Source organism: Sphingomonas aracearum (genome assembly GCF_003345355.1).
GTDB lineage: Bacteria > Pseudomonadota > Alphaproteobacteria > Sphingomonadales > Sphingomonadaceae > Sphingomonas > Sphingomonas aracearum.
Genome location: NZ_QQNB01000003.1, coordinates 345,447 through 367,400 on the forward strand (window position 1 = coordinate 345,447; position 21,954 = coordinate 367,400).

General features: G+C 70.0%; 26 protein-coding genes and 1 tRNA gene. 16 read left to right on the top strand and 11 right to left on the bottom strand.

Annotated elements, in window-relative coordinates; genetic code table 11:
* Positions 1-128: 128 nt before the first annotated feature.
* From DVW87_RS14675 to folP, 6 genes are all read left to right on the top strand, one after another.
* Positions 129-1,469: a UDP-glucose dehydrogenase family protein gene (locus tag DVW87_RS14675; protein WP_114688556.1), complete on the top strand. Its 1,341-nt coding sequence runs from the start codon at positions 129-131 to the stop codon at positions 1,467-1,469.
* Between the two features lie 113 nt (positions 1,470-1,582).
* Positions 1,583-1,807 (top strand): DUF1272 domain-containing protein, encoded by a 225-nt coding sequence (locus tag DVW87_RS14680; RefSeq protein WP_114688557.1) that lies wholly within the window; start codon positions 1,583-1,585, stop codon positions 1,805-1,807.
* Positions 1,804-2,631: a bifunctional hydroxymethylpyrimidine kinase/phosphomethylpyrimidine kinase gene (gene thiD, locus DVW87_RS14685; RefSeq protein ID WP_114688558.1), complete on the top strand. Its 828-nt coding sequence runs from the start codon at positions 1,804-1,806 to the stop codon at positions 2,629-2,631. The genes DVW87_RS14680 and thiD overlap by 4 nt, the downstream gene beginning before the upstream one ends.
* Positions 2,619-3,278 carry a ribonuclease HII gene (locus DVW87_RS14690; RefSeq protein WP_114688559.1) on the top strand — a complete coding sequence of 220 codons (660 nt, stop codon included), beginning with the start codon at positions 2,619-2,621 and terminating at the stop codon, positions 3,276-3,278. Before thiD ends, DVW87_RS14690 begins: the two co-directional genes overlap by 13 nt.
* 324 nt (positions 3,279-3,602) lie before the next feature.
* Positions 3,603-4,745: a site-specific DNA-methyltransferase gene (locus DVW87_RS14695; protein ID WP_114688560.1), complete on the top strand. Its 1,143-nt coding sequence runs from the start codon at positions 3,603-3,605 to the stop codon at positions 4,743-4,745.
* Between the two features lie 140 nt (positions 4,746-4,885).
* Positions 4,886-5,953, top strand: a complete 1,068-nt coding sequence (gene folP, locus DVW87_RS14700) for a dihydropteroate synthase (protein WP_239017935.1) — start codon at positions 4,886-4,888, stop codon at positions 5,951-5,953.
* Here folP and DVW87_RS14705 read toward each other — a convergent pair.
* Entirely contained in the window at positions 5,950-7,398 is a 1,449-nt protein-coding gene (locus tag DVW87_RS14705; protein ID WP_114688561.1) for an alginate export family protein, read from the bottom strand. The two genes, folP and DVW87_RS14705, sit on opposite strands and share 4 nt — an antisense overlap.
* A 211-nt stretch (positions 7,399-7,609) precedes the next feature.
* A complete protein-coding gene (locus DVW87_RS14710; protein WP_114688562.1) occupies positions 7,610-9,031 on the bottom strand; it encodes a sigma-54-dependent transcriptional regulator in 1,422 nt (473 codons plus the stop codon).
* Between the two features lie 147 nt (positions 9,032-9,178).
* Here DVW87_RS14710 and DVW87_RS14715 point away from each other — a divergent pair, with 147 nt between their 5' ends.
* The 7 genes from DVW87_RS14715 to DVW87_RS14745 all read left to right on the top strand — a co-directional run bounded on the left by DVW87_RS14715 (position 9,179) and on the right by DVW87_RS14745 (position 14,403).
* Positions 9,179-9,304 carry an aa3-type cytochrome c oxidase subunit IV gene (locus tag DVW87_RS14715; protein ID WP_114688563.1) on the top strand — a complete coding sequence of 42 codons (126 nt, stop codon included), beginning with the start codon at positions 9,179-9,181 and terminating at the stop codon, positions 9,302-9,304.
* Between the two features lie 13 nt (positions 9,305-9,317).
* On the top strand, positions 9,318-10,454 hold the full coding sequence (locus tag DVW87_RS14720; RefSeq protein ID WP_114688564.1) for an NAD(P) transhydrogenase subunit alpha: 1,137 nt from the start codon (positions 9,318-9,320) through the stop codon (positions 10,452-10,454).
* A 203-nt stretch (positions 10,455-10,657) separates the two neighbouring features.
* Positions 10,658-10,960, top strand: a complete 303-nt coding sequence (locus DVW87_RS14725) for an endonuclease domain-containing protein (RefSeq protein WP_239017936.1) — start codon at positions 10,658-10,660, stop codon at positions 10,958-10,960.
* Between the two features lies 1 nt (position 10,961).
* Positions 10,962-11,270: a proton-translocating transhydrogenase family protein gene (locus DVW87_RS14730; RefSeq protein ID WP_114688566.1), complete on the top strand. Its 309-nt coding sequence runs from the start codon at positions 10,962-10,964 to the stop codon at positions 11,268-11,270.
* A gap of 101 nt (positions 11,271-11,371) precedes the next feature.
* Positions 11,372-12,889, top strand: coding sequence for an NAD(P)(+) transhydrogenase (Re/Si-specific) subunit beta (locus DVW87_RS14735; protein WP_114688567.1), 1,518 nt, complete (start codon positions 11,372-11,374; stop codon positions 12,887-12,889).
* Positions 12,890-13,209: 320 nt separating this feature from the next.
* Complete coding sequence (locus tag DVW87_RS14740) at positions 13,210-14,172, top strand: hypothetical protein (protein ID WP_114688568.1); 963 nt, start codon at positions 13,210-13,212, stop codon at positions 14,170-14,172.
* A 155-nt stretch (positions 14,173-14,327) separates the two neighbouring features.
* Positions 14,328-14,403 (top strand) — tRNA-Val (locus DVW87_RS14745).
* Here the strand turns inward: DVW87_RS14745 and DVW87_RS14750 are convergent.
* Both DVW87_RS14750 and DVW87_RS14755 read right to left on the bottom strand, forming a co-directional pair.
* Positions 14,360-14,704, bottom strand: coding sequence for a YciI-like protein (locus tag DVW87_RS14750; protein WP_114688772.1), 345 nt, complete (start codon positions 14,702-14,704; stop codon positions 14,360-14,362). The two genes, DVW87_RS14745 and DVW87_RS14750, sit on opposite strands and share 44 nt — an antisense overlap.
* 13 nt (positions 14,705-14,717) lie before the next feature.
* Positions 14,718-15,281, bottom strand: coding sequence for a helix-turn-helix domain-containing protein (locus DVW87_RS14755; RefSeq protein WP_114688569.1), 564 nt, complete (start codon positions 15,279-15,281; stop codon positions 14,718-14,720).
* Between the two features lie 92 nt (positions 15,282-15,373).
* Here DVW87_RS14755 and DVW87_RS14760 point away from each other — a divergent pair, with 92 nt between their 5' ends.
* Positions 15,374-15,841, top strand: coding sequence for a DUF6456 domain-containing protein (locus tag DVW87_RS14760; RefSeq protein WP_114688570.1), 468 nt, complete (start codon positions 15,374-15,376; stop codon positions 15,839-15,841).
* Positions 15,842-15,854: 13 nt separating this feature from the next.
* Here DVW87_RS14760 and DVW87_RS14765 read toward each other — a convergent pair whose 3' ends face one another.
* The gene (locus tag DVW87_RS14765; RefSeq protein ID WP_114688571.1) at positions 15,855-17,432 is read right to left on the bottom strand and encodes a cisplatin damage response ATP-dependent DNA ligase; all 1,578 of its coding nucleotides are present in this window, start codon (positions 17,430-17,432) and stop codon (positions 15,855-15,857) included.
* 94 nt (positions 17,433-17,526) lie between these two features.
* On the opposite strand from DVW87_RS14765, the gene DVW87_RS14770 reads away from it, so the two are divergent.
* Complete coding sequence (locus DVW87_RS14770) at positions 17,527-18,354, top strand: metallophosphoesterase (RefSeq protein ID WP_114688572.1); 828 nt, start codon at positions 17,527-17,529, stop codon at positions 18,352-18,354.
* Between the two features lie 95 nt (positions 18,355-18,449).
* On the opposite strand, the gene DVW87_RS14775 is transcribed toward DVW87_RS14770, so the two are convergent.
* The 4 genes from DVW87_RS14775 to DVW87_RS14790 form a co-directional block, all read right to left on the bottom strand.
* The gene (locus tag DVW87_RS14775; protein WP_114688573.1) at positions 18,450-18,635 is read right to left on the bottom strand and encodes a DUF1328 domain-containing protein; all 186 of its coding nucleotides are present in this window, start codon (positions 18,633-18,635) and stop codon (positions 18,450-18,452) included.
* A gap of 42 nt (positions 18,636-18,677) precedes the next feature.
* Positions 18,678-19,178, bottom strand: coding sequence for a Dps family protein (locus DVW87_RS14780; RefSeq protein ID WP_114688773.1), 501 nt, complete (start codon positions 19,176-19,178; stop codon positions 18,678-18,680).
* A gap of 95 nt (positions 19,179-19,273) precedes the next feature.
* Positions 19,274-19,840 carry a TMEM165/GDT1 family protein gene (locus DVW87_RS14785; protein ID WP_114688574.1) on the bottom strand — a complete coding sequence of 189 codons (567 nt, stop codon included), beginning with the start codon at positions 19,838-19,840 and terminating at the stop codon, positions 19,274-19,276.
* Positions 19,841-19,843: 3 nt separating this feature from the next.
* Complete coding sequence (locus DVW87_RS14790) at positions 19,844-20,134, bottom strand: hypothetical protein (protein WP_114688575.1); 291 nt, start codon at positions 20,132-20,134, stop codon at positions 19,844-19,846.
* Between the two features lie 155 nt (positions 20,135-20,289).
* Here DVW87_RS14790 and rpmG point away from each other — a divergent pair, with 155 nt between their 5' ends.
* Positions 20,290-20,457 (top strand): 50S ribosomal protein L33, encoded by a 168-nt coding sequence (rpmG, locus tag DVW87_RS14795; RefSeq protein ID WP_114688576.1) that lies wholly within the window; start codon positions 20,290-20,292, stop codon positions 20,455-20,457.
* 237 nt (positions 20,458-20,694) lie between these two features.
* Here rpmG and DVW87_RS14800 read toward each other — a convergent pair whose 3' ends face one another.
* Together DVW87_RS14800 and DVW87_RS14805 are read right to left on the bottom strand one after the other, a co-directional pair.
* Positions 20,695-20,967 carry a GNAT family N-acetyltransferase gene (locus DVW87_RS14800; RefSeq protein ID WP_114688577.1) on the bottom strand — a complete coding sequence of 91 codons (273 nt, stop codon included), beginning with the start codon at positions 20,965-20,967 and terminating at the stop codon, positions 20,695-20,697.
* A 35-nt stretch (positions 20,968-21,002) separates the two neighbouring features.
* A complete protein-coding gene (locus DVW87_RS14805; protein ID WP_114688578.1) occupies positions 21,003-21,893 on the bottom strand; it encodes a hypothetical protein in 891 nt (296 codons plus the stop codon).
* Positions 21,894-21,954: the final 61 nt, after the last annotated feature.

Consider the following 21,954-nt stretch of genomic DNA (forward strand, 5'->3'; position numbering starts at 1 on the left):
ACTCCCGGGCGAGCTCCTGCCACCCCCGCGCTGCGGCGCCGATCGGCGTGCAGGCTGGAAATCCTGCCTCGTTCGGCTAGAGGAGCAGCCTTCCCCAGGCGTGCCGCCTGCCAGCAAATGGACTTTCGATGCGCATCACCATGATCGGCTCTGGCTATGTCGGCCTGGTTTCCGGCGCCTGCTTCTCCGACTTCGGCCACGACGTGGTGTGCGTGGACAAGGACGCGAGCAAGATCGAGGCGCTCGAGGCGGGGCGGATGCCGATCTACGAGCCGGGGCTGGAGCAGCTCGTGGCCACCAACGTGGCGGCCGGGCGCCTGACCTTCACCACCGACCTCAAGAGCGCAGTGGCCGGTGCGGACGCGGTGTTCATCGCGGTGGGCACGCCGTCGCGGCGCGGCGATGGCCATGCCGACCTCACCTATGTGTTCGACGCGACCCGCGAGATCGCCGAGGCGGTAACCGGCCCGGCGGTGGTGGTGACGAAGTCCACGGTGCCGGTGGGCACGGGCGACAAGGTCGAGGCGATCCTGCGCGAGGTGCGTCCGGAAGTGGACGTCCAGGTCGTCTCCAACCCCGAGTTCCTGCGCGAGGGCGCGGCGATCGGCGACTTCAAGCGTCCCGACCGGATCGTGATCGGAACCGACAACGAGCGCGCGCGCGGCGTGATGCGCGCGATCTACCGGCCGCTCTATCTCAACGAGAGCCCGATCCTGTTCACCGGCCGACGCACGTCCGAGCTCATCAAATATGCCGCCAATGCGTTCCTCGCGACCAAGATCACCTTCATCAACGAGATCGCCGACCTGTGCGAGGCGGTGGGTGCCAACGTGCAGGACGTGAGCCGCGGCATCGGCCTGGACAATCGCATCGGCAAGAAGTTCCTGCATGCCGGGCCGGGCTATGGCGGGTCGTGCTTCCCCAAGGACACGCTGGCGCTGCTGAAGACCGGCGAGGATTACGAGGCGCCGCTGCGCATCGTCGAGGCGGTGGTGCAGGTGAACGACAGCCGCAAGCGCGCAATGGGCCGCAAGGTGATCCGCGCGCTGGCCGGCGACACCAACGCCGCCGCGCGCGAGGAAACGCGCGGCAAGACGGTGGCGGTGCTGGGCCTGACGTTCAAGCCGAACACCGACGACATGCGCGACGCGCCGAGTATCGCGATCATCCAGACGCTGCAGGATGCCGGCATCACGGTGCGGGCGCACGATCCGGAGGGCATGGAGGCCGCGCGGCGGGTGATGCCGGGCATCGACTACCGCACGGACGCCTATGACGCGGCGGCCGGCGCCGATGCGGTGGTGATCGTGACCGAATGGGACACCTACCGCGCGCTCGACCTCAAGCGGCTGAAGGCGGCGATGTCGGGCGACGTGATGGTGGACCTGCGCAACGTCTACCCGCCGGCTGATGCGGAGGCGGCGGGCTTCCGTTATTCCTCGATCGGGCGTGTGGCGCCGAAGGGCTGACCCTTTGCTGGACCCTGCCGTAGCGGCGGGGCAGGCGATGACCTTTCCCGGCGGGATGGTTGACGCCGCGCCGCGGCTTGGTCGAAAGCGGCCACAGGAGGGCTGACGCGACAATGCTGGAAATGCGACCCGATTGCGAGCGGTGCGGCGCGGACCTGCCGGCCAGCCAGGCGGGGGCGTTCATCTGCTCGTTCGAATGCACCTATTGCACCGAATGCGCGGAGGCGCTGGACGATCGCTGTCCCAATTGCGGCGGCGAACTGATGGACCGGCCGGCGCGCACGGGCAAGGCGCTGCAGGAGCATCCGGCCTCTACCGAGCGGCGCTTCCGCGGATGATCCCGCGCGTTCTGATCATCGCCGGATCGGACTCGGGCGGAGGCGCGGGTATCCAGGCGGACATCAAGACCGTCACCCTGCTCGGCGGCCATGCGATGACCGCGATCACGGCACTGACCGCGCAGAACACGCTGGGCGTGCAGGGCGTGCTGCCCGTGTCGCCGGAGTTCGTGGTGCAGCAGATCGATTCCTGCGTGGGGGACATCGGCGTGGATGCGGTGAAGATCGGCATGCTCGGCTCGGCCGAGATCGCCCATGCCGTGGCCGGCCGGCTGGAGGGTATCGGCGTGCCGATCGTGTTCGATCCGGTGATGGTGGCGACGAGCGGATCGGTGCTGGCGGACGACGCGACGGTCGCCGCGTTCGGGCGGCTGATGACGCTGGCGACGGTGGTGACGCCGAACCTGCCGGAGCTGGAGGCGCTGGGCGGTGAGCGGGCGGTGCTGGCGCAGGGGGCGGCGCTGCTGGTGAAAGGCGGTCATGCCGAGGGCGAGGAGGTGAAGGACCGGCTGGTGACGCCGGACGGCGAGCACCTCTGGATGCATCGCCGGATCGACACCCGCCACACGCACGGCACGGGGTGCACGCTCGCCAGCGCGATCGCGACGTGGCTTGCCGCGGGAGCGAGCCTGGCCGATGCGACCGGTCGCGCCATCGCCTTTGTCGAACAGGTCCTGGCCGCGGCGCCGGGCCTTGGCGCAGGGCACGGGCCGATGGGCCATGCCATGGGCCGCGTGCCGTTCGACGATATGCTGGCGGCGATCCATCCGGCGGGGTGGGACGGGGCGACCTTTGCCGCTAAACGGCAGCCATGCCCGGACTGAAATACGAGAAGCTGCATCCCGCGCCGGTCGTCGGCGTGGACGAGGCCGGGCGCGGGCCGCTCGCAGGGCCGGTGGTGGCGGCGGCGGTGATCCTGCCGCTGAAAGGGTGTCCCCGCGGCATCGACGATTCGAAGCGCCTGCCGGCGGCCGAGCGCGCGCGGCTGCACGATCGGCTGATTGGCTGCGCGGCGGTCGGCGTCGGCATCGTCGAGGCGGACGAGATTGACACGCTCAACATCTACTGGGCGACGATGAAGGCGATGACGCTGGCGGTGGAGGCGCTATGCGTTCGCGCCGGCTGTGCGCCGGGCCATGTGCTGGTGGACGGCAACCGGCTGCCGCGGTGGAGCTATCCGGCGACGCCGATCGTCGGCGGCGACGCGCTCAGCCGCTCCATCGCCGCGGCGTCGATCATCGCCAAGCATAGGCGCGACACAATCATGCTCGAACATGCCGCCGCGCATCCGCTGTACGGCTGGGCGAGCAACAAGGGCTATTCCGCGCCGGAGCATCTGCGCGCGCTGGCCGAGCACGGCCCGACGCCGCTGCACCGCCGCAGCTTCGCGCCGGTGCGCCTGGCCTGGGAAGCACGCGAAGGCGGGCGCCAGGGCGAGCTGCTGGTCGTGCCGGCGACGGCGGCGGGCTGAAGGGCCTCGTTCTTCCGGGAAGACCGGGAGAACCTGCGACACACTGAGCGCTTCCGGCGGAGCACGTCGGGCTTCGCGATGCGGGCGGCAGAGCTCGAGTGATCCGGCGTGGGGGCCGCGTCATGGTGAATCATTGCCCGCCGAGTCTTTTGAGTCACACACCAGAGCTTGGGGCTATGGATAAGTCTTGACTCAACATGTGCCGGCCTTCGCGGAATGTTCTGCGCCGTTAACGGGATGGCAGGGTTTTTCGTTAACCAATCAGCGCTTGACCGGAGTCCGCTTAGCCGCATTTTCATGCGCTCGAAGACGGGGGATTGGTGAATGAGTGTGCTCGAGATTGCGCGTGCGGTGCGCGCCCCCCGGACGGCGGCGACCGCGGCAGGGGAGGTCGTGCTGCCGCTCGACACCATCCTGCAGCGCGATTGCATCGGGGCGATGCGCGAGCTTCCGGCGGCGTCGATCGACATGATCTTCGCCGATCCGCCCTACAATTTGCAGCTGGGCGGCGACCTCAACCGTCCGGACGGCAGCCATGTCGATGCCGTGACCGACGCCTGGGACAAGTTCGACAGCCTGGATGCCTATGACCGCTTCACCCGCGCCTGGCTGGCGGAGGCCAAGCGCATCCTGAAGCCGAACGGCACGATCTGGGTGATCGGCAGCTACCACAACATCTTCAAGGTGGGCGCCGCGATCCAGGACCTGGGCTACTGGATCCTGAACGACATCATCTGGCGCAAGGCCAACCCGATGCCGAACTTCAAGGGGACGCGCTTCACCAACGCGCACGAGACGCTGATCTGGGCGTCGATGGGCGAGAAGGCGCGCTATACCTTCAACTATCGCAGCATGAAGACGCTGAACGACGAGCTGCAGATGCGCTCCGACTGGGAATTCCCGATCTGCGGCGGCGCCGAGCGGCTGAAGAAGGACGGGCACAAGGTGCATCCGACGCAGAAGCCGGAGGCCTTGCTGTACCGCATCCTGCTGGCCTGCACGAAGCCGGGCGACGTGGTGCTCGATCCGTTCTTCGGCACCGGGACGACCGGGGCGGTGGCCCGGCGGCTGGGGCGGCGCTGGATCGGGATCGAACGCGAAAGCCCGTATGTCGCCGCCGCGAAGGAGCGGATCGCCGCCGCCCTGCCGCTGGACGAATCGGCGCTGACCACGATGCAGAGCCCCAAGGCGGCACCGCGGGTGGCGTTTGGCACCATCGTGGAAACGGGCATGCTGGTGCCGGGCGCGGTGCTGATGGACGCCAAGCGCAAATACCGCGTGACGGTACGCGCCGACGGCAGCCTGCTCAGCGATTGCGGGCAGGTGGGGTCGATCCACAAGCTGGGCGCGAGCTTGCAGAACGCGCCGGCGTGCAACGGCTGGACCTTCTGGCATTACGAGGCGGAGGGCGCGCTGAAGCCGATCGATGCGCTGCGGCAGACGTATCTGCTGGCGACGCAGCCATAGTCGCGACACCTTGCAACTCCCCGTTCGTGCTGAGTAGGGGGCTGAGCTTGTCGAAGGCCCGTATCGAAGCAGGTGCCGCATGTCCTTCGATACACGTCTTCGCTTGCGCTCAGCCGCTACTCAGGACGAACGGGGGTGATATGAGCACATCCATGCACCTCCGCCCGATCCACTTCGTCGATACCCCGATCGGCCGCGATGGCGAGGTCGCGCGGCTGGCGGGGGGGATGCAGTGGTTCGCCGCCTATGAGGTGATCCGCTGGGCGGAGCGGCAGGTGGTGCCGATCGCCGAGTTCGAGCGGGTGCTGGGCAGCGAGGAGCGGGCCGTGGCCGTGCACCGGGCGATCACTGCCCCCCGGCCGCCGCTGGTGTTCGGCGGGCGCACCTTGCGGCTGGACCAGCCGCAGGTGGCGGGCATCCTCAACGTGACGCCCGACAGCTTTTCCGACGGGGGCAGGCTTGGCGACGACCCACAGGCGGTGGCGGAGGCGGGTTTCGCCATGGAGCAGGCCGGCGCCGCGCTGATCGACGTGGGCGGCGAATCGACCCGGCCCGGCGCGCCGGCAGTGTGGGAAGGCGACGAGGTGCAGCGGGTGGCGCCGGTGATCGAGCGGCTCGCGCGCGGCGGCACTCTGGTGTCGGTGGACACGCGCAAGGCGGCGGTGATGGAGGCGGCGCTGGCCGCGGGCGCGCACATCGTCAACGATGTCTCGGCGCTGGAATGGGACGACCGCGCAACGGAGATCGTCGCGAGGAGCGGCGCGCCCGTGGTGCTGATGCACTCGCCCGATCCGAAGGCCGGCGGGCATGGCCGGGTCGCCTACGCGAACGTGCTGACCGAGGTGTTCGACTGGCTGGAAGCGCGGATCGAGCGGGCGGTGGAGGCGGGGATCGATCGCGCGAAGATCCTGGTCGATCCGGGCATTGGCTTCGGCAAGTCGTTGCAGGACAATCTGGCGCTGCTGAACGGCCTAGCGCTGTTCCACGGGCTCGGCTGCGCGGTGATGCTGGGCGCCAGCCGCAAGCGGATGATCGGGGCCTTGTCGAGCGAGGCGCCGGTCGGGGAGCGGCTGGGCGGGTCGCTCGCGCTGGCGCTGAAGGGCGCGGACGCGGGCGTGCAGCTGCTGCGCGTGCATGACGTGGCCGAGACGGTGCAGGCGCTCCGGGTGTGGCGCGGCCTGAGGGATCAGGCGCTGGTCGGACGCTAGAACGTCACCTGCAGGTTGGTTTCCAGGAAGCGGACGGTGTTGGAGCGGGTGCCAACGGCATCGGGCGCGTCCTTGAGGAAGCGGCCCTTGAACAGCAGGGCGAAGTTGGTTTCCAGCCGGAGATGGTCCGGCACCAGCCAGAAGCGCAGCCGGCCCTCGATCTGGTGGCCGGCGAAGTTGCCGGAGCGGCCGGTTTCGTCGGTAAGGCCGGCGAACTCGTCAAAGCGGGAGGCGAGCCACACCGCGCGGTAATCGGCCAGCGCCTCCACCCTCTTGCCGGGCTTTGCCTCGAAGCGCACGCCGCCGGCGCTGATGTTCTCGCGCGCGAGCATCGCATAGGTGCCCGACGGGCCGAGATCGTCGCGCCGGCTGCCGAACAGCGTATCGAACCGGCCATAGCGGCCGCCGGGACGGTCGCCGCTCGCCCAGTCGTAGAACAGGCCGAGCCGGGCTTTCAGCGGGCCGGCGAAGGTGTAGCCCGCCGCACCGTGCACGAAGCCGGCGGAGACGGCGCGGTCGATCGCGTCGGGCTCCGTCGAGGGGCGGGCGCGGCCGAACTGATAGACGCCCTCCAGATCGTAATCGATCGTGCCGGCCTTGCCCTCGCGGAACAGGCGGGCATCCAGCGTGTGCAGGCGGCGGTCGGCGGTTTCGCGCCGGGGCGAATCGTGTTCGGCAAGGCGATACCAGGCGAGTTCGGCCTGTGTCTCCCCGAACAGCTTCTTGCGCTGGAAGTGCGCGCCGAACAGCACGTTGTCGAACGTCTCGCGGTCAAGCACCACCTTGTTGCGGCGGATCTCCCGTGCGCTGTCCGGCAGATGCTCCTGCGGCAGGACGTAGAACAAGGCGAGCTCCGTGCGGGTATCGGGCTCCAGATCGACGCGCAGTCCGGTGAAGCCGTTCACCGTGTTGCGGTACTCGTCGGTGGCGATCAGCCGGCCGGAGCCGAGGTTGAGGAGAAAGCGGCCGCCCTGCGCCGCGACCTTGCTGCCGGTGCCCAGCGCATCGTTGAGCCGAAGCTTGGCATAAAGCTGGGGCAGTTCCACCGCATTGACGTCGTCGCGTCCGATCAGCGTGCCGGGGCCGATATCATAGGCGCGGCTGTCGATCAGTTCGGCGCCGATCGCGAACGGGCCGGGGCCATATTCCACCGCGATGCCCGTGCGCACGGTGAAGGCATCCTCCGACGCCTTGTAGTCCGGACGGGGCCGCCCGGTGACGGTTTCGTAGCGGGCGCGGGTGGAGGCGGAAAGGATCAGCCCGTTGGCGTCCTGCTTGGGCGCGGTCTCCTCCTTGCCCGGCTTTTCGGTGGACGAAGCGGGCGAGGCGGGCGGCGACTGGGCAAAGGCGGAGGCGGGCAGGCCGAGCAGAAGCGCCGCACCGGCGACGATCGACGAGCGCCGGACCGACCGGCCCTTCCACACGTACCTGCGCTGCGCGTGCATCCTGCCCCCCTTTTCAGGATCGCTGCGAGCAATGTTAAGCAACATGCCGGAGACGATCGGCGCATGAATACGCCGGGGGTGCACAAGTTCCTTCAGCTCACCGCAAAGAATATCGTGCGCGGAGATCGAGGTGAAACCATCGAGAACGAAAGCGGAAACGTGACCTGTACTGTCATCCAACCGTCACGCGACTGCAATCTTCAGCGCAAAGCTATGCCGCGTTGTCGATGCCCAGCTCGCCCAGCTTGCGGTACAGGGTGGAACGCCCGATGCCGAGGCGGCGAGCGACCTCGGTCATGCGGCCGCGGTAATGGCCGATGGCGAGGCGGATCACGTCGGCTTCGATCTCGTCCAGCGGGCGCAGATTGCCGTCGGGGCGGAAAAGGGTGACGCCGCCGGATGTCGCCATGCCGGCCGGCGCAGGCGCGGCGTTGCGGCCGGCGCCCAGCGCGGCGATCTGCGGGAAGTCGGCCACGGTCAGCGCGTTGGCCTCGCACAGCACGGCGGCGCGGAACAGGGCGTTCTGCAACTGGCGGACGTTGCCCGGCCAGTCGTAGCGGGAAAGCAGCGTCAGCGCCTCGTCGGTGATGCCGAGCGGGCGGAGCCCGGGCTGCTGCGCGATGCGGGCCAGCAGATGCCGGGCGAGCGCCGGAATGTCGCCGATCCGCTCGCGCAGGGGCGGGATCGTCACCTGGACGACGTTCAGCCGGTAGAAGAGGTCCTCGCGGAAGCGGCCGGCCTCCACCTCCTCGGCCAGCCGCTTGTTGGTGGCGGCGATGACGCGCACGTCCACTTCGCGGGCATGGCGCGCGCCGAGCGGCTGGATGTCGCCGTTCTGCAGCACGCGCAGCAGCTTGACCTGCGCCTCCAGCGGCATCTCGCCGATCTCGTCGAGGAACAGCGTGCCGCCGTCCGCTTCCTGGAAGCGGCCGATCTTGCGCTCGAACGCGCCGGTGAACGCGCCCTTCTCGTGACCGAACAGTTCGGATTCGATGAGGTTGGGCGGCAGCGCGCCGCAGTTCACCGTCACCATCGGCTTCTTGGCGCGGGGAGAGGCGGCATGGACCGCCTCCGCCACCACTTCCTTGCCGACGCCGGATTCGCCTTCCAGCAGCACCGGCACGCGGGCGCGGGCGGCCTTGGCGGCGATGGCCAGCGCGGCGCGGAAATCGGGCGCGGCGCCGACGATCTCCTCGAAGGCGAGCAGCGCCGGGATCTTTTCGGATAGGGGACGCAGTTCGCCGCCCTGCGTACCGGCCACCGCGGCATCGAGCGCCGAGAGCAGGCGTTCGGGGGCGAGCGGCTTGACCAGGAAGTCCGTGGCGCCCGCGCGCATCGCGTTCACCGCCTGCGCCACCGAGCCATCGGCGGTGAGCAGCAGGATCGGCAGCGCCGGGCGCCGGGCGCGCAGCTCGATGATGAGCGCGGTCGCCTCCGCCTCCGACTGCCAATGGTCGAGCAGGATCGCGTCCAGCTGCATGCCGTCCTGCGTGCCGAGCTGCGCCACGGCCATTTCCGCGTCGGCGGCGAAGATGGTGCGCCAGGCGCGCCGCCCGGCGATCGCCGCCACCAGGCGCCGCTGGGCGGGCTCGTCGTCGACCAGCATCAGCAGCCGCTGTCCGTTGCGCATCATCGTTCCACTGTCCCCCTGGTCCCGGATCGGGATAAGGCGAAGCGGTAAAGGTCGGCTTAAGCGGCTTGCCGGGCCGGCGCGCGCAGGGACTTGAGGCGGACGAGGCGCCCCGCTAAGCAACGTTCATCCAAGGGAGAACACGGTACCATGGCCGATCGCGGCGAATTGCAGGCGCACGAGGCGACCTATAACGGCATGATCCGCATGCTGAAGTTCGGCACCGGCGTGGTGGTGGTGATCGTCCTCGCGGTGATCTGGCTGATCGCCGGCTGATCGGCGCCGCTGCATGAAGATCGCCGCCCTCCGCGAAACCGCCGCCGGAGAGCGGCGCGTTGCCGTCACGCCGGAAACGGCGAAGAAGTTCATCGCGCTGGGCGCCGAGGTGGCGGTGGAGGCAGGGGCCGGCGCTTCCGCCTCGATCGCCGATGCCGATTTTGCCGCGGCCGGCGCGACACTGGGCGACGCCGCCGCGACGGTGGCGGGGGCGGACATCGTGCTGGGCGTGCAGGGGCCGTCGCCCGCGGCGCTGGCGGGCGCGGCGCCGGGCGCCTGGGTGGTTGCCGGCCTCAACCCGTTCGGCACCGGAGAAGGCGGAGGGCGCGAGCGGGTGGACGCCTATGCCGCGGCGGGCCTGGAGGCGCTGGCCATGGAGTTCATGCCGCGCATCACGCGCGCGCAATCCATGGACATCCTGTCCTCGCAATCGAACCTTGCCGGCTACAAGGCGGTGCTGGACGCCGCGGCGGAATATGGCCGCGCGTTTCCGATGATGATGACGGCGGCGGGCACCGTCTCGGCCGCGCGCGTGTTCGTGATGGGCGTGGGCGTCGCCGGATTGCAGGCGATCGCGACGGCACGGCGGCTGGGCGCGCAGGTTTCCGCCACCGACGTGCGTTCGGCGACCAGGGAGCAGATCCTGTCGCTGGGCGCCAAGCCGGTGTTCGTGGAGAAGGTGGCCGGCATCGAAGGCGAGGGCGCGGGCGGCTATGCCGGCGAGATGTCGCCTGAATATCAGCGCGCGCAGGCGGAACTGGTGTCGAGCCATATCGCCCGGCAGGACGTGGTGATCACCACCGCGCTGATCCCGGGCCGCCCGGCGCCGCGGCTGATCTCCGACGCGCAGATCGCCACCATGCGGCCGGGCTCGGTGATCGTCGACCTGGCGGTGGAGAGCGGCGGCAATGTCGAGGGCGCGATCGCCGGCGAGATCGTGGAGCGCCACGGCGTGAAGATCGTCGGCCACCGCAACGTGCCGTCGCGCCTGGCCGCCGATGCCTCCGCGCTGTTCGCGCGCAACCTGTTCAACTTCCTGTCCGCCTTCTGGGACAAGGAAGCGGGCCGGCCGGTGCTGGACGAAGAGATCGGCGATGCGGTGCGGCTGACCAGGGCAGGCCAGGTGGTGCATCCGAGGCTGGTTTCGTGACAGGCAATCCTCCCCTGCAAGGGGAGGTGGCGCGCGCAGCGCGTCGGAGGGGTGATGCCCTCTCGATGGCGCGACACCCCTCCGTCAGGCCTGCGGCCTGCCACCTCCCCTTGCAGGGGAGGATGTGAGTGCTGCAGGGGACTGGAGATACCCAGCAAAGGGCACGAATGCTGCGGCAGCAGATGTCGCCTGCCGAGATCGCCTTGTGGCTCGCCCTGCGGGGCAAGCCAAATGGGCTGAAGTTCCGCAAGCAGCATCCCTCCGGCCCCTACGTGGCCGATTTCTACTGTCATGCAGCCCGGCTGGTGATCGAGGTCGATGGCGAGGCGCATGGCTGTGGCGATCGGCCGATGCGCGATGCTGCACGGGACCGGTGGTTCGCGGAACGAGGGCTGGAGACGTTGCGAGTGCCGGCTGTTGAAGTTCTGAAGGATTGCGATGCCGTGACGCGCGGCGTCTGTTCCGTTGCTGCCGAGCGCATCGCGCGAGCCGATCAAGGAAGCTGATATGGACTTCATCTCGATCCTGTCGATCTTCGTGCTGGCGTGTTTCGTCGGCTATTACGTGGTGTGGTCGGTGACGCCGGCGCTGCACACGCCGCTGATGGCGGTGACCAATGCGATCTCGTCCGTCATCATCGTCGGCGCGCTGATCGCGGCGGCGGCGAGCGGGGCCGGGGCGGCGGGCGGCACGTCCAAGTGGCTGGGGCTGCTGGCGGTGGTGCTGGCGAGCGTGAACATCTTCGGCGGATTCGCCGTCACGCAGCGGATGCTGGCGATGTACAGGAAGAAGGCGCCGGCGGGCGCTCAGAAGTAGGTCGTCATCCCGGCGAAGACCGGGACACACCGCGCCGCAAGCGCTGGTGGAGAGAGGGATCCCGGCCTTCGCCGGGGTGACGGAAAGAGGGGCGGGGCCAAGTGGAACATACGACAGCAGTGAACCCGTGGGTGGCCCTGGCCTATCTGATCGCGGGCGTGTGCTTCATCCTGGCGCTGCGTGGCCTCTCCAGCCCGGCGACGAGCCAGCGGGGCAACCGGATGGGCATGATCGGCATGGCCATCGCCGTCGTCACCACGCTGGTGACGCATGTGCCGGTGAACCGCATGGGGCTGGTGCTGACCGGGCCGGAGGGCGAGGTGCTGACGGCAGGGTCGTTCGTCGCCAGCATCGATACGCTTGCGGTCGTCGAGATCCTCGCCGCGATCCTTGTCGGCGCGGTTATCGGCATCGTCACCGCGCGGCGGATCGCGATGACGGCGATGCCGCAGCTGGTCGCCGCGTTCCACTCGCTGGTCGGCCTCGCCGCGGTGCTGGTGGCGTGCGCGGCGTTCCTCAATCCGGTGGCGTTCGGTATCGCGGACGTGGTGACGCCGCTGATCGGGCCGCCGTTCGCGACGATCCACCCCGTGAGCCGGATCGAGATGATCCTGGGCGTGGCGATCGGCGCGATCACGTTCTCGGGATCGGTGATCGCCTTCCTGAAGCTCAACGGCAACATGGGGGGCAAGCCGATCCTGTTGCCGCAGCGGCACGCGATCAACCTGGGCGTGGCGCTGGCGATCGTCTGGTTCGCGTTCGGTTTCTGGATGAGCCAGTCGCCGTTCGACTTCTGGATGGTGACGATCCTCTCCTTCGCGATCGGCTTCCTGCTGATCGTGCCGATCGGCGGGGCGGACATGCCGGTGGTGGTGTCGATGCTGAACAGCTATTCGGGCTGGGCGGCGGCGGCGATGGGCTTCACGCTGCACAATTCGGCGATGATCATCACCGGGGCGCTGGTGGGCTCGTCGGGCGCGATCCTGAGCTACATCATGTGCCGGGCGATGAACCGCTCGTTCCTCAGCGTGATCGCCGGCGGGTTCGGGGCGAGCGCAGAGCCGGGCGGCGCGGCGGCGGCGAGTGACCGGCCGTGGAAGCGAGGGAGCGCGGAGGATGCCGCGTTCCTGATGCAACAGGCCGAGCAGGTCATCATCGTGCCCGGCTACGGCATGGCGGTGGCGCAGGCGCAGCATGTGCTGCGCGAGATGGGAGACAAGCTGAAGGAGCACGGCGTGCGGGTGAAATACGCCATCCACCCGGTGGCCGGGCGGATGCCGGGGCACATGAACGTGCTGCTGGCGGAGGCGAACGTGCCCTATGACGAGGTGTTCGAGCTGGAGGACATCAACTCCGAGTTCGCGCAAACCGACGTTGCGTTCGTGATCGGCGCCAACGACGTGACCAACCCGGCGGCCAAGACCGACAAGAGCTCGCCCATCTACGGCATGCCGGTGCTCGACGTGGAGCGGGCCAAGACGGTGCTGTTCATCAAGCGCAGCATGGGCGGCGTGGGCTATGCCGGCGTCGACAACGACGTGTTCTACCGCGACAACACGATGATGCTGCTGGCCGATGCGAAGAAGATGGTCGAGGAGATCGTCAAGAACCTCGATTGATGCCCCCGGCATCGGTTCTTGCCGATCTCCGTCAAGAACCTAGATTGATGCCCCCGGCATCGGTTCTTGCCGATCTCCGTCAAGAACCTCGATTGATGCCCCCGGCATCGGTTCGGCGAAGGCGGGCATTCACGGCGGCAGCGCGCGTGTTTGCCGTGGGACGGCGGGTCCGGGTTCCTGCCGACACGGGGATGACGGACCGGGCGATCGCTCCGTTGCGGAGCTAGTGCGGGCCTGTTCGCTCCGCTACGGCGGGAGCTTGCGGCGTTGATCCCGATCGACGTGGCATGAGGTGATCGAGAGCAGGGGCAGGATCGCGCATGGAGTATGACAGCTCGGTAACCCGCGTGGGGGCGCAGGCGGGTCTCGGAGCGCCGATGCTGGTGATCGCCGAGGAAGGGAACGGAGCCGAGGCCTGGACGACGGCCGCGGCCCTGATCGGCGGGCGCGTGCTGGAGCGGCTCGGCTGGGAGGCGGTCGGCGCGCGGCTCGGCAGCCATGCGGTGCGCCCGATCCTGCTGGTGGACAGCTGGAGGGCGGACGAGGCGGTGCTCGCCGAGGCGCTGCCGCGGATCGACACGTTCGCGCGCGCGGGCGGCGTGCCGGTGGTGGTGGCGCTGCAGGAGTCGCACATCGACATCGTCGCCGCGACGCTGATGAGCCCGGGCGTGCAGCTGCTGTGCGGGCCGAGCATGGCCGAGCGCGTGGCGGCGCTGGCCGTGGCGGCGGAGGCCTGGGGCGCCGCGCCGACGCTGCACGATGCCGCGCACGAGGGCGAGGCCGAGCGCCTGCAACGGCTCAATGCGGAGATCGCGCGCATCGCCGAGCTGCTCGCCCGGCTGACGCGCGGCGAGGCCGGCGGGGCATCGGAGGCGGGGGACGCCCTGGCCGATCGCCGGCGCGGCTTTGCGGCGGAACCGGCGGCGGCGGAGGTGGCGATCGATGCCGCGGAGGTACGCCGGGCGATCCGCGTGCGGCGGCTGCGCGAGCAGTTCTTCGCCGCGGGCCTGTTCGAGGACCCGGCCTGGGACATGCTGCTGGACCTGTTCGCCGCGGAGCTGGAGGGGAACCGGGTGTCGGTGTCCAGCCTGTGCATCGCCGCGGCGGTGGCGCCGACCACGGCGCTGCGCTGGATCGGCAAGATGAGCGAGGCCGGGCTGTTGGTCCGCTCGCCCGATCCCCGCGACCGGCGCCGCGCGTACATGGCGCTGTCCGACCAGTCGCGCGGCGCGCTGCACGGATACGTCGCAGCCTTGAAGCGGCAGGGCCTGGCGCTGGCCTGAGACGGCGGTTCGGGCGCGCGTGCGTTCGGGGAGCGGGCGCTACGGCGGGCAGAAGCCGGGCATCGTCGCCCGCGGGCCAGTCGCCGGGCAGCGCGACACCTGCACACCGCCGCTTGCCTCCGCCGCCGCGCCGGGGCATGGAGGCGATCCCGCAGGGGCGATTAGCTCAGTTGGTAGAGCGTCTCGTTTACACCGAGAATGTCGGCGGTTCGAGCCCGTCATCGCCCACCATTTCCTCCGGCCGCCGCACCGGCGTGGCGGCGTTCTCGCCGACCACGGTGATCCAGCGATCGACCCGCCAGCCGGTGACCAGGCCCTGGGTCACGTACGGGTCGGCCCCGGCAAAGGCGGTGGCGGCGGCTTCCGAATCAAACAGGAGCAGCGCCTCCGCCGGCGGATCGCCCACCGCGCCGCCGAGGAGCAGGCCGGTTCCGGTCGCCTCCCAGGCGAGCGACAGGTGCGCGTCGCGCAGCGCGGCGCGGCGATCGAGATAGTCGGGGGCCAAAGTGTAGCGCAGGAGGAAGTGCGCCATCCGGCCGGCGACCTCAGAATTCGCGGACGAGGCGCAGCGCCTGGGCGAGCCAGGGCGCTGCCGGCACCGACACCGGCCGCGCGCCGGCGGCGGGGGAGAGGACGGTGAGCGCTCCGTTGTCCACGGAGAGCAGGCGGCCGAAGAGGAAGCGGCCGGCCGGCTGCGGCACCAGCACGTCGCGGTGCAGCGCCTGCGCAAAGGCATCGGGCGACAGCCGTTCGCACCAGATCTGGTCGCCGGAGCGATAGTCGCCGATCCCGGCCGCCACCGTGATCGCGACCAGGCCGGGGGTGATCGGCGGCGGGGCGAGCACGGCAGCGCGCTTGGGCGCATGGGCGCCATCGACGCCGAGGATCGCAGCGACCGGCAGGTCCGCGCGATCCGGCAGCGAGACGAGATCGGCGGCGGTGACGCCGAGCGCGGCGGCGATGCGGTTCAGCCAGCCGACCGACACGGTGCGCGTGCCGGTTTCGAGGCGGCCGATGGTCTGCGCCGTGGTGGGGGGAACGCAGGCCTTGGCGACCTCTTCCAGCGTCATGCCCTTGGCGCGCCGGACTTCGCGAATGGCAGTGATCATTTCCAACAAAATCCTAACCAGATCGGTTTTTCGCTTTCCTACATCGGGGGCGCCGTGACAAGAGGCTAATTGCGAACACAAGGGGAACGACAATGCGCGAGCTGGCGGAACGGAGCCTGGACGAGTTCGGCGTGGTGCCGGAAGGCGGGCGAACGCGCGCGAACGCCCGGCGGGTAACGGTGAACGTCGCCGAGTCGCCGCTCGGCTGGCTGAAGGCGCGCGGGATGGTGGACGATCGCCAGTTCGAGGCGGGCGAGCGGCTGCGCGCGGATTACGAGCGGGCGGCGCTGGGCCCGCGGGTGACCATGCGGTGGACGGCGCGGGTGGACGGCGCGGGCGCGGGGCTCGATCCGGCGGAAGCGCAGCTGGCGGCCAAGCGGCGCTTCGATGCGGCGGTGACGGCGGCGGGACCGGGCCTCAGCGACGTGCTGTGGCGGGTGGTGTGCGCGGGCGAAGGGCTGCCGGCGGCGGAGCGCGCGCTCGGCTGGCCGGCGCGGGCGGGGCGGCTGGTGCTGGGCCTGGCGCTCGACCGGGTGGCCGACCATTACCGGCTGGCGTGAGGAAATGACGCCCTCAGGTCACCAGGCGGCGCAGGCCGGCCAATGTGTCCGCCTCGGCCGCGGGCTTGTCGGTGCGGATGCGGGCGATGCGCGGGAAGCGCATGGCGAGGCCGGACTTGTGCCGTTTCGATTCGTGGATCGAATCAAAGGCGATCTCCAGCACGAGGGTCTTTTCCACCTCGCGCACGGGGCCGAAACGGTTGAGCGTGTTCTGGCGGACGAAGCGGTCGATCTCGGCGATCTCGGCGTCGCTGATGCCTTGATACGCCTTGCCGACGGGGAGCAGCTCGCCGTCTTCGGTCCAGCAGCCGAAGGTGTAATCGCTGTACCAGGACGAACGGCGGCCGTTGCCGCGCTGCGCGTACATCATCACGCAATCGGCGGTGAGCGGATCGCGCTTCCACTTGTACCACAAGCCGGCGCGGCGGCCGGAAATGTAGGGAGAGTCGCGGCGCTTCAGCATCACGCCCTCGATCGCCGCGTCGCGCGCGCCGGCACGGATGCCTTCCAGTTCGGTGAAGTCGCCGGCCTCGATCACCGCCGACAGATCGAAGCGGGTGGGATCGAGCCGGGCGGTGAACGCCTCCAGTCGCGCGCGGCGTTCGTGCCAGGGCAGCTCGCGCACGTCCTGCGTGCCGTCGAACAGGATGTCGTAGAGGCGGACAAAGGCGGGATAGTCCTCCAGCGTCCTGGCCGACACCTGCTTGCGGCCGAGCCGTTGTTGGAGGGCGTTGAAGCTGCCCGCTTCCCCTCCCTGGAACTCGCCGCGGACGAGCAGCTCGCCGTCGAGCACGCCGGGGGTGGCGAAGGCGGAGGCGACTTCCGGAAAGCTGTGCGTTACATCGTCGCCCGCGCGGCTGTAGAGCCGGGTCTGGCCGGCGACATGGACGAGCTGGATGCGGATGCCGTCCCATTTCCACTCGGCGGCATACTCGGCGAGGTCGACGCGCAGGTCCTCCAGCGGATGGGCGAGCATGAAGGAGCGGAACACGGGCACATCGGCGGCGGTGGGCTGTGCGCCGGTGCCCTCGGCCCAGTCGAACAGGGCGGTGTAGGGCGGATCGATGCCGTGCCACACCTCTTCCACCGCCTCCACCTCCAGCCCGAACGCTTGCGCCAGTGCGGTCTTGGCGAGGCGCGCGGAGACGCCGATGCGCAAGCTGCCGGTCGCCATCTTGAGCAGGGCGAAGCGTTCGTCGGGCTCCATCCGGTCGAGCATGGCGGCCAGCGCGGCCGGCGCATCGGAGCGGGACATGGTGTTGAGCCGCTCCACGACTTGGGTGACGGAGATCGGCTCGGCGGGTTCGGGCGGCAGGGCCGGTGCGGGCCAGAGCAGCGACATCGTCTCGGCGGTGTCGCCGACGAAATCGCGGCTCATGCGGAACAGCACGGGATCCACCCGCGCCTCGATCAGCGCGCGCAGCACGGCGGGCTTCACGGCGGGCAGGTCGAGGTCGCCGGTCAGCGCCGCCATTGCCCAGCCGCGTTCGGGATCGGGCGTCGCGCGCAGGTAATCGGCGACGAGCTTCAGCTTCGCGTTGCGCGAGCGGGTGTAGATCAGGGCATCGAGCAGATCGGCAAAGGCGCGCATGGTGGCGAAACGCCCGGGGCCGCGCCGGGCTCCGGGGGAGGGGCTTGGCGGGGGGGGCTTGGCGGGGCGGGTGGGCTCCGGCTAGGGCGAGGGCATGCGCCTTGCCGTTCGCCTGCTGCTGATCCTTGTCGCACTGGGGCTGGCGGTGGCGGGCTATGCTTATTCCGAGTCGCGGCGCGAGGCGGTGGTACGGCGAATGTCGATCACCTTGCCGCGCTGGCCGGAGGGCGCGCTGCCGGTACGCGCGGTGCTGATGAGCGACCTGCATCTCGGCAACGCCTCCACCGACGAGGCGCGGGCGGCCCGGCTGATGGATCAGGTGAACGGGCTGAACCCGGACCTGGTGCTGATCGCGGGGGACTTCATCGCCGGCCATGACGCGGCCGAGGCGGCGAAGCAGGGGGCGGCGCTGGCGCGGGTGCTCGGCCGGCTGCGTGCGCCGTGGGGCACGATCGCGGTGCTGGGCAATCACGACCATTGGACGGGTGCGGCGGCGGTGCGGCGTGCGCTGGCCGCGGCGCATGTCACCGTGCTGGCGAACGAGGCGGTGGAGGCGGGGCCGCTGGCGATCGGCGGGCTGGACGATGCCTATACGCATCGCGAGGACGTGGCGCGCACCGCGGCGGCGATGCGGCGGCTGGCAGGCGCGCGGCTGGTGTTGAGCCACTCGCCGGACGTGGCGCCGCGCCTGCCGCGCGACCTGCCGCTGCTGCTGGCGGGGCACACGCATTGCGGGCAGGTGGTGCTGCCGCTGATCGGCCCGCCGCAGGAAGTCGCCTCACCGCATTATCGCTGCGGCGCGGTGCGCGATCCGGGGCGGCTGACGGTGGTGACGGCGGGACTGGGGACGAGCAGCGCGCCGTTCCGGCTGAACGCGCCGCCGGACCTGTGGCTGCTGACGCTCGGGGGCGAGGGGGAGTAGCAAGCGGCTTTGTTCTCCCGCGCAGGCGGGAGCCCAGGGCCAGGAACGTCTGTGCCTGCGGCCCTGGACTCCCGCTTTCGCGGGAGAACGGCTCGTCAGTCCAGCGCGTCCTTGACCTTCTTGCCGGCGAAGAGGCCGACCGCGAGGAGCACGAGGAACGCGATCAGCGCGATCACGAACAGCACCTTGGCGATGCCGGCAAAGGCGCTGGCCGCCCCGCCGAAGCCGAGCAGCGCGCAGACGCCGGCGATGACGAGGCAGAGGATGGCGAGGCGGATCATGAGGAGGCTCCCTGTTGTGCGGTGCAGCAACGCACCAGCGGGTCAGGCGTTGCGGCTGGCCTCGAACAGGAACCACGCGCGCTCCTCGGCAAGGTCGGTCCATTCGTCGAGGATGCCGCTGGTGGCATTGTCCCTGGCCGCATCGACCACGTCCTTTGCCTCGCGCAGCGCCTCCACCAGCTTCAGATTGTCCTGGCGCAGCTCGGCCAGCATGTCCTGCGCGGAGACGAAATCCAGGTCATTGTCCTTGATCGTCTGGTGCCGCGCGATGTCGCCGATCGAGCGCAAGGTGGTGCCGCCGGTCTTGCGCACGCGCTCGGCAATGGCATCGGTGGTGCCCAGGATCTGCGTGGCCTGATCGTCCAGCATCAGGTGATAGTCGCGGAAATGCGGGCCGGACACGTGCCAGTGGAAGTTCTTGGTCTTGAGGTAGAGGGCAAAGGAATCGGCGAGGATGCCGTTCAGCGTTTCGGCGACCGTTTTCGCGGCGTTGGACTGGAGATCGGTAGGCGTGGCGAGCGGAGCGGCGGGGGTGGACATCATGGTCTCCATGCGGATGGAAAGGTTCGTTGCGCAAACGATCCGATGGCGAAAACGCTCCCGCCGGGTGGACTATACTCTCGTTCAGTGTGATCGGTTCAGACGAGGCGCAGCGCGGAAAGTCCGGTGACGATGGCGGTGACCGCGAACAGGGCGGCACCGGTCCAGCGCAAAGCAGCCAGCGGCACCCGGCGGCGCGCCCGCTCGCCGGCGAGGAGCGCGGGCACGTTCACCGCCAGCGCGCCGATCAGCGCGCCCACCGCGGCAAGCCAGGGCGCGGGGCTGCGCGCGGCGATGGCGAAGGTGAGAAACTGGGTGCGGTCGCCCGCGGCCAGGATCAGGATGCCGAGAAAGGCGGTGACGACCGGCGGCAGGCGCCAGCCCTCCAGCCGGTCGGGCGGCTTGATGCGGGTGACCATCGCCGCCGCCGCGGACAGCAACGCGAGCGCCAGCAGCAAGGTTTGCGCGTTGGGCGAAAGCTTCGGCCCGATCCACGCACCGGCGCCGGCGGCGACCGCCTGCACGATCGCCAGCGCGAGCGCGAGCCCGAGCAGGACCGCGAGCGGGCGCCGGGTGCGATCGGCGAGGATCGCGGCGAGCCAGGGCGTGCGGTCGCCGGGTTGCGATACCAGGGCGGCGAGCAGGGCCGCCATCAGCGCGTCCACCGTTCAGCCGGCGAGGCGAACCGAGCAGGCGGCGGCAAAGGCGTCCTGCGCGTGGCGGTCGGTGCGGCCGCTGGCGGCGGCCTCGGCGAGCAGCGCGATCCAGCCGTGGATCAGCGGCCCGCCTTCGCCGCGGGCAAGCGCCGCCTCCAGCGCGCGGGCGACCGCGGCGGCGGGACGCAGGCCGGCGGCATCGAGGCCGCAGCGCAACCGGTGCGCTTCGGCGGCGAGCGCCGCGGGCGGCAGGGTGCGACAATGACGCGCAAAGGTTTCGAGCCGTGCCGTCCAGTCCGTCATCGCGTGCCTCCCTGTGACGCGATCCTGCGCGCGGGAGGGTAAAGGGCGCGTTTATGCGGCGCGGCGCTTGACTCGAACGGTGCTTTCCGCCAAGCGCCCCCGTCTGTCAGCGGCGCGCGCAAGCGGCCGCCTCTCGTCATTACAGGATTTGGGCCATGGCAAAGCCGGCAACCGTCAAGATCAAGCTCGTCAGCTCGGCTGACACCGGCTTCTTCTACGTCACCAAGAAGAACCCGCGCACCAAGACCGAGAAGCTGAGCTTCAACAAGTACGACCCGATCGCGCGCAAGCACGTCGAGTTCAAGGAAGCCAAGATCAAGTAAGCGCCGGCGGGCGGTTCATCCGCCGGTTTGCGTGTGCAAGGGGCTGCCGGGCAGAGGCCTGGCGGCCCTTTTGGCATGTCTGCTGCTGATCCCATCGGGAATGGCCTGGGACACAAACGCCCCGTCATGCCGGATTCGTTCCTGCATGCACCTCACCGCATTCCCCACGGCTGCGGCTGTGCGGCACCGTGGACCCCGGACACGTCCGGGGTGACGGGACAGGTGTGGCGAGGCCGATCAGGCCAGCAGGTCCGCATATTCGGGATGCCGCTGGATGTAGGCGGCGACGAATGGGCATTGCGGCACCACGCGCAGGCCCTGGTCACGCGCGGCGTCCAGCGCGCCGCGGATCAGCTTGCTGCCCACGCCGTGCCCCTCGATCGCGGGCGGCACCACGGTGTGGGTGAAGACGATCACGTCGCCTTCGCGCTGATAGGCGGCCACGGCGGTCTCGCCGGACACCTCCAGGGTGAATTGCTGTTCGGCGCGGTTGTCGATCACGGAAGGCATGGGCGACAGAACGTCGCTGTGCCCGATTGGTGCCGTCAGCCGCAGGTGAGGCGCACGACCCCGGCCGGCTTGTCGAACACCAGGGCGGAACAGCGCCCCAGCACGTCCGCGCCCAACGACAGGCGATCGCGCGATGGATCGTGCTTGCCCTTGGCGACGACCACGACCTCGTCGGGATCGGCCTCCTTGTCCGGAATGCCGGCGGTGCTGCCGAAATCCGCGGTGCGGGCCAGCAGGTGCGCGATCGACAGCGGGCCGACCTCCAGCGGTTTGGCCAGGTCGAGCGGGCGCGCCGGGCGGGAGATGCCGAAAACGATCGGCACCGGCTCCGCCTTGCCGGACAGGGTGCCGCCATTGCTCTGCGCCAGCCGCGCGGCGGCGCCGGCGGTGGCGAGCGTGTGGGCCCCGTGCGGATCGAAGCGCACGCGCATCGGCTGGCCGCCGACATCGAGACGCGCGAATCGCTCGCCCCAGCCCGCCGCCATCCCGCCCTGGTCCATCATCGGCAGCGCCACCGTGCGCTCGCCGGGGCGGCCCGGGCCGAGCACGAAGCGCACCACCGGCTCGTCCAGTCCGCCGGGGCCGATCACACCGTCGACGTCCGGGGCATAATGCGGCTGCGTCCAGCCGATGCGCCGCCGCAGCGCGGTGCCGTCGCCCAGCTCGATCCGGGCAACGGCGGTGCGGCCGGTCACCCGCTCCGGCCCGACCCGGTAGCCGATGCCGAACATGCCGGGCTTGAGCCCGGCGCGCGCCGCGGCCTCGGCATGGATCAGCGGCATGGCGGTGGCGGCGGGATCGATGCGCAGCCGCAGCGTCGCCGCGCCGATCCGCGCGGCAACCACGCCGTCGCCGGAAACGGTGCGCTCGGTTGCGGGCGGCGCCGCCGCCAGGAGGAGGAGCAGGAGGGGTGCCACATGCCGCATGTTCGTTCGTCCTTGCTGCCGATGGCCGAGTGCAGCAGGCGATTGTGTCGGCGCGATGGCG

Coding starts and splice junctions, on each gene's coding strand:
- DVW87_RS14805 (WP_114688578.1), bottom strand. CDS start 21,893: ATGCGGCATGTGGCACCCCTCCTGCTCCTCCTCCTGGCGGCGGCGCCG.
- DVW87_RS14800 (WP_114688577.1), bottom strand. CDS start 20,967: ATGCCTTCCGTGATCGACAACCGCGCCGAACAGCAATTCACCCTGGAG.
- DVW87_RS14790 (WP_114688575.1), bottom strand. CDS start 20,134: ATGACGGACTGGACGGCACGGCTCGAAACCTTTGCGCGTCATTGTCGC.
- DVW87_RS14730 (WP_114688566.1), top strand. CDS start 10,962: ATGGACTTCATCTCGATCCTGTCGATCTTCGTGCTGGCGTGTTTCGTC.
- DVW87_RS14720 (WP_114688564.1), top strand. CDS start 9,318: ATGAAGATCGCCGCCCTCCGCGAAACCGCCGCCGGAGAGCGGCGCGTT.
- DVW87_RS14755 (WP_114688569.1), bottom strand. CDS start 15,281: ATGATCACTGCCATTCGCGAAGTCCGGCGCGCCAAGGGCATGACGCTG.
- rpmG (WP_114688576.1), top strand. CDS start 20,290: ATGGCAAAGCCGGCAACCGTCAAGATCAAGCTCGTCAGCTCGGCTGAC.
- DVW87_RS14760 (WP_114688570.1), top strand. CDS start 15,374: ATGCGCGAGCTGGCGGAACGGAGCCTGGACGAGTTCGGCGTGGTGCCG.
- DVW87_RS14705 (WP_114688561.1), bottom strand. CDS start 7,398: ATGCACGCGCAGCGCAGGTACGTGTGGAAGGGCCGGTCGGTCCGGCGC.
- DVW87_RS14740 (WP_114688568.1), top strand. CDS start 13,210: ATGGAGTATGACAGCTCGGTAACCCGCGTGGGGGCGCAGGCGGGTCTC.
- folP (WP_239017935.1), top strand. CDS start 4,886: ATGAGCACATCCATGCACCTCCGCCCGATCCACTTCGTCGATACCCCG.
- thiD (WP_114688558.1), top strand. CDS start 1,804: ATGATCCCGCGCGTTCTGATCATCGCCGGATCGGACTCGGGCGGAGGC.
- DVW87_RS14695 (WP_114688560.1), top strand. CDS start 3,603: ATGAGTGTGCTCGAGATTGCGCGTGCGGTGCGCGCCCCCCGGACGGCG.
- DVW87_RS14680 (WP_114688557.1), top strand. CDS start 1,583: ATGCTGGAAATGCGACCCGATTGCGAGCGGTGCGGCGCGGACCTGCCG.
- DVW87_RS14715 (WP_114688563.1), top strand. CDS start 9,179: ATGGCCGATCGCGGCGAATTGCAGGCGCACGAGGCGACCTATAACGGC.
- DVW87_RS14770 (WP_114688572.1), top strand. CDS start 17,527: ATGCGCCTTGCCGTTCGCCTGCTGCTGATCCTTGTCGCACTGGGGCTG.
- DVW87_RS14775 (WP_114688573.1), bottom strand. CDS start 18,635: ATGATCCGCCTCGCCATCCTCTGCCTCGTCATCGCCGGCGTCTGCGCG.
- DVW87_RS14690 (WP_114688559.1), top strand. CDS start 2,619: ATGCCCGGACTGAAATACGAGAAGCTGCATCCCGCGCCGGTCGTCGGC.
- DVW87_RS14765 (WP_114688571.1), bottom strand. CDS start 17,432: ATGCGCGCCTTTGCCGATCTGCTCGATGCCCTGATCTACACCCGCTCG.
- DVW87_RS14675 (WP_114688556.1), top strand. CDS start 129: ATGCGCATCACCATGATCGGCTCTGGCTATGTCGGCCTGGTTTCCGGC.
- DVW87_RS14710 (WP_114688562.1), bottom strand. CDS start 9,031: ATGATGCGCAACGGACAGCGGCTGCTGATGCTGGTCGACGACGAGCCC.
- DVW87_RS14780 (WP_114688773.1), bottom strand. CDS start 19,178: ATGATGTCCACCCCCGCCGCTCCGCTCGCCACGCCTACCGATCTCCAG.
- DVW87_RS14750 (WP_114688772.1), bottom strand. CDS start 14,704: ATGGCGCACTTCCTCCTGCGCTACACTTTGGCCCCCGACTATCTCGAT.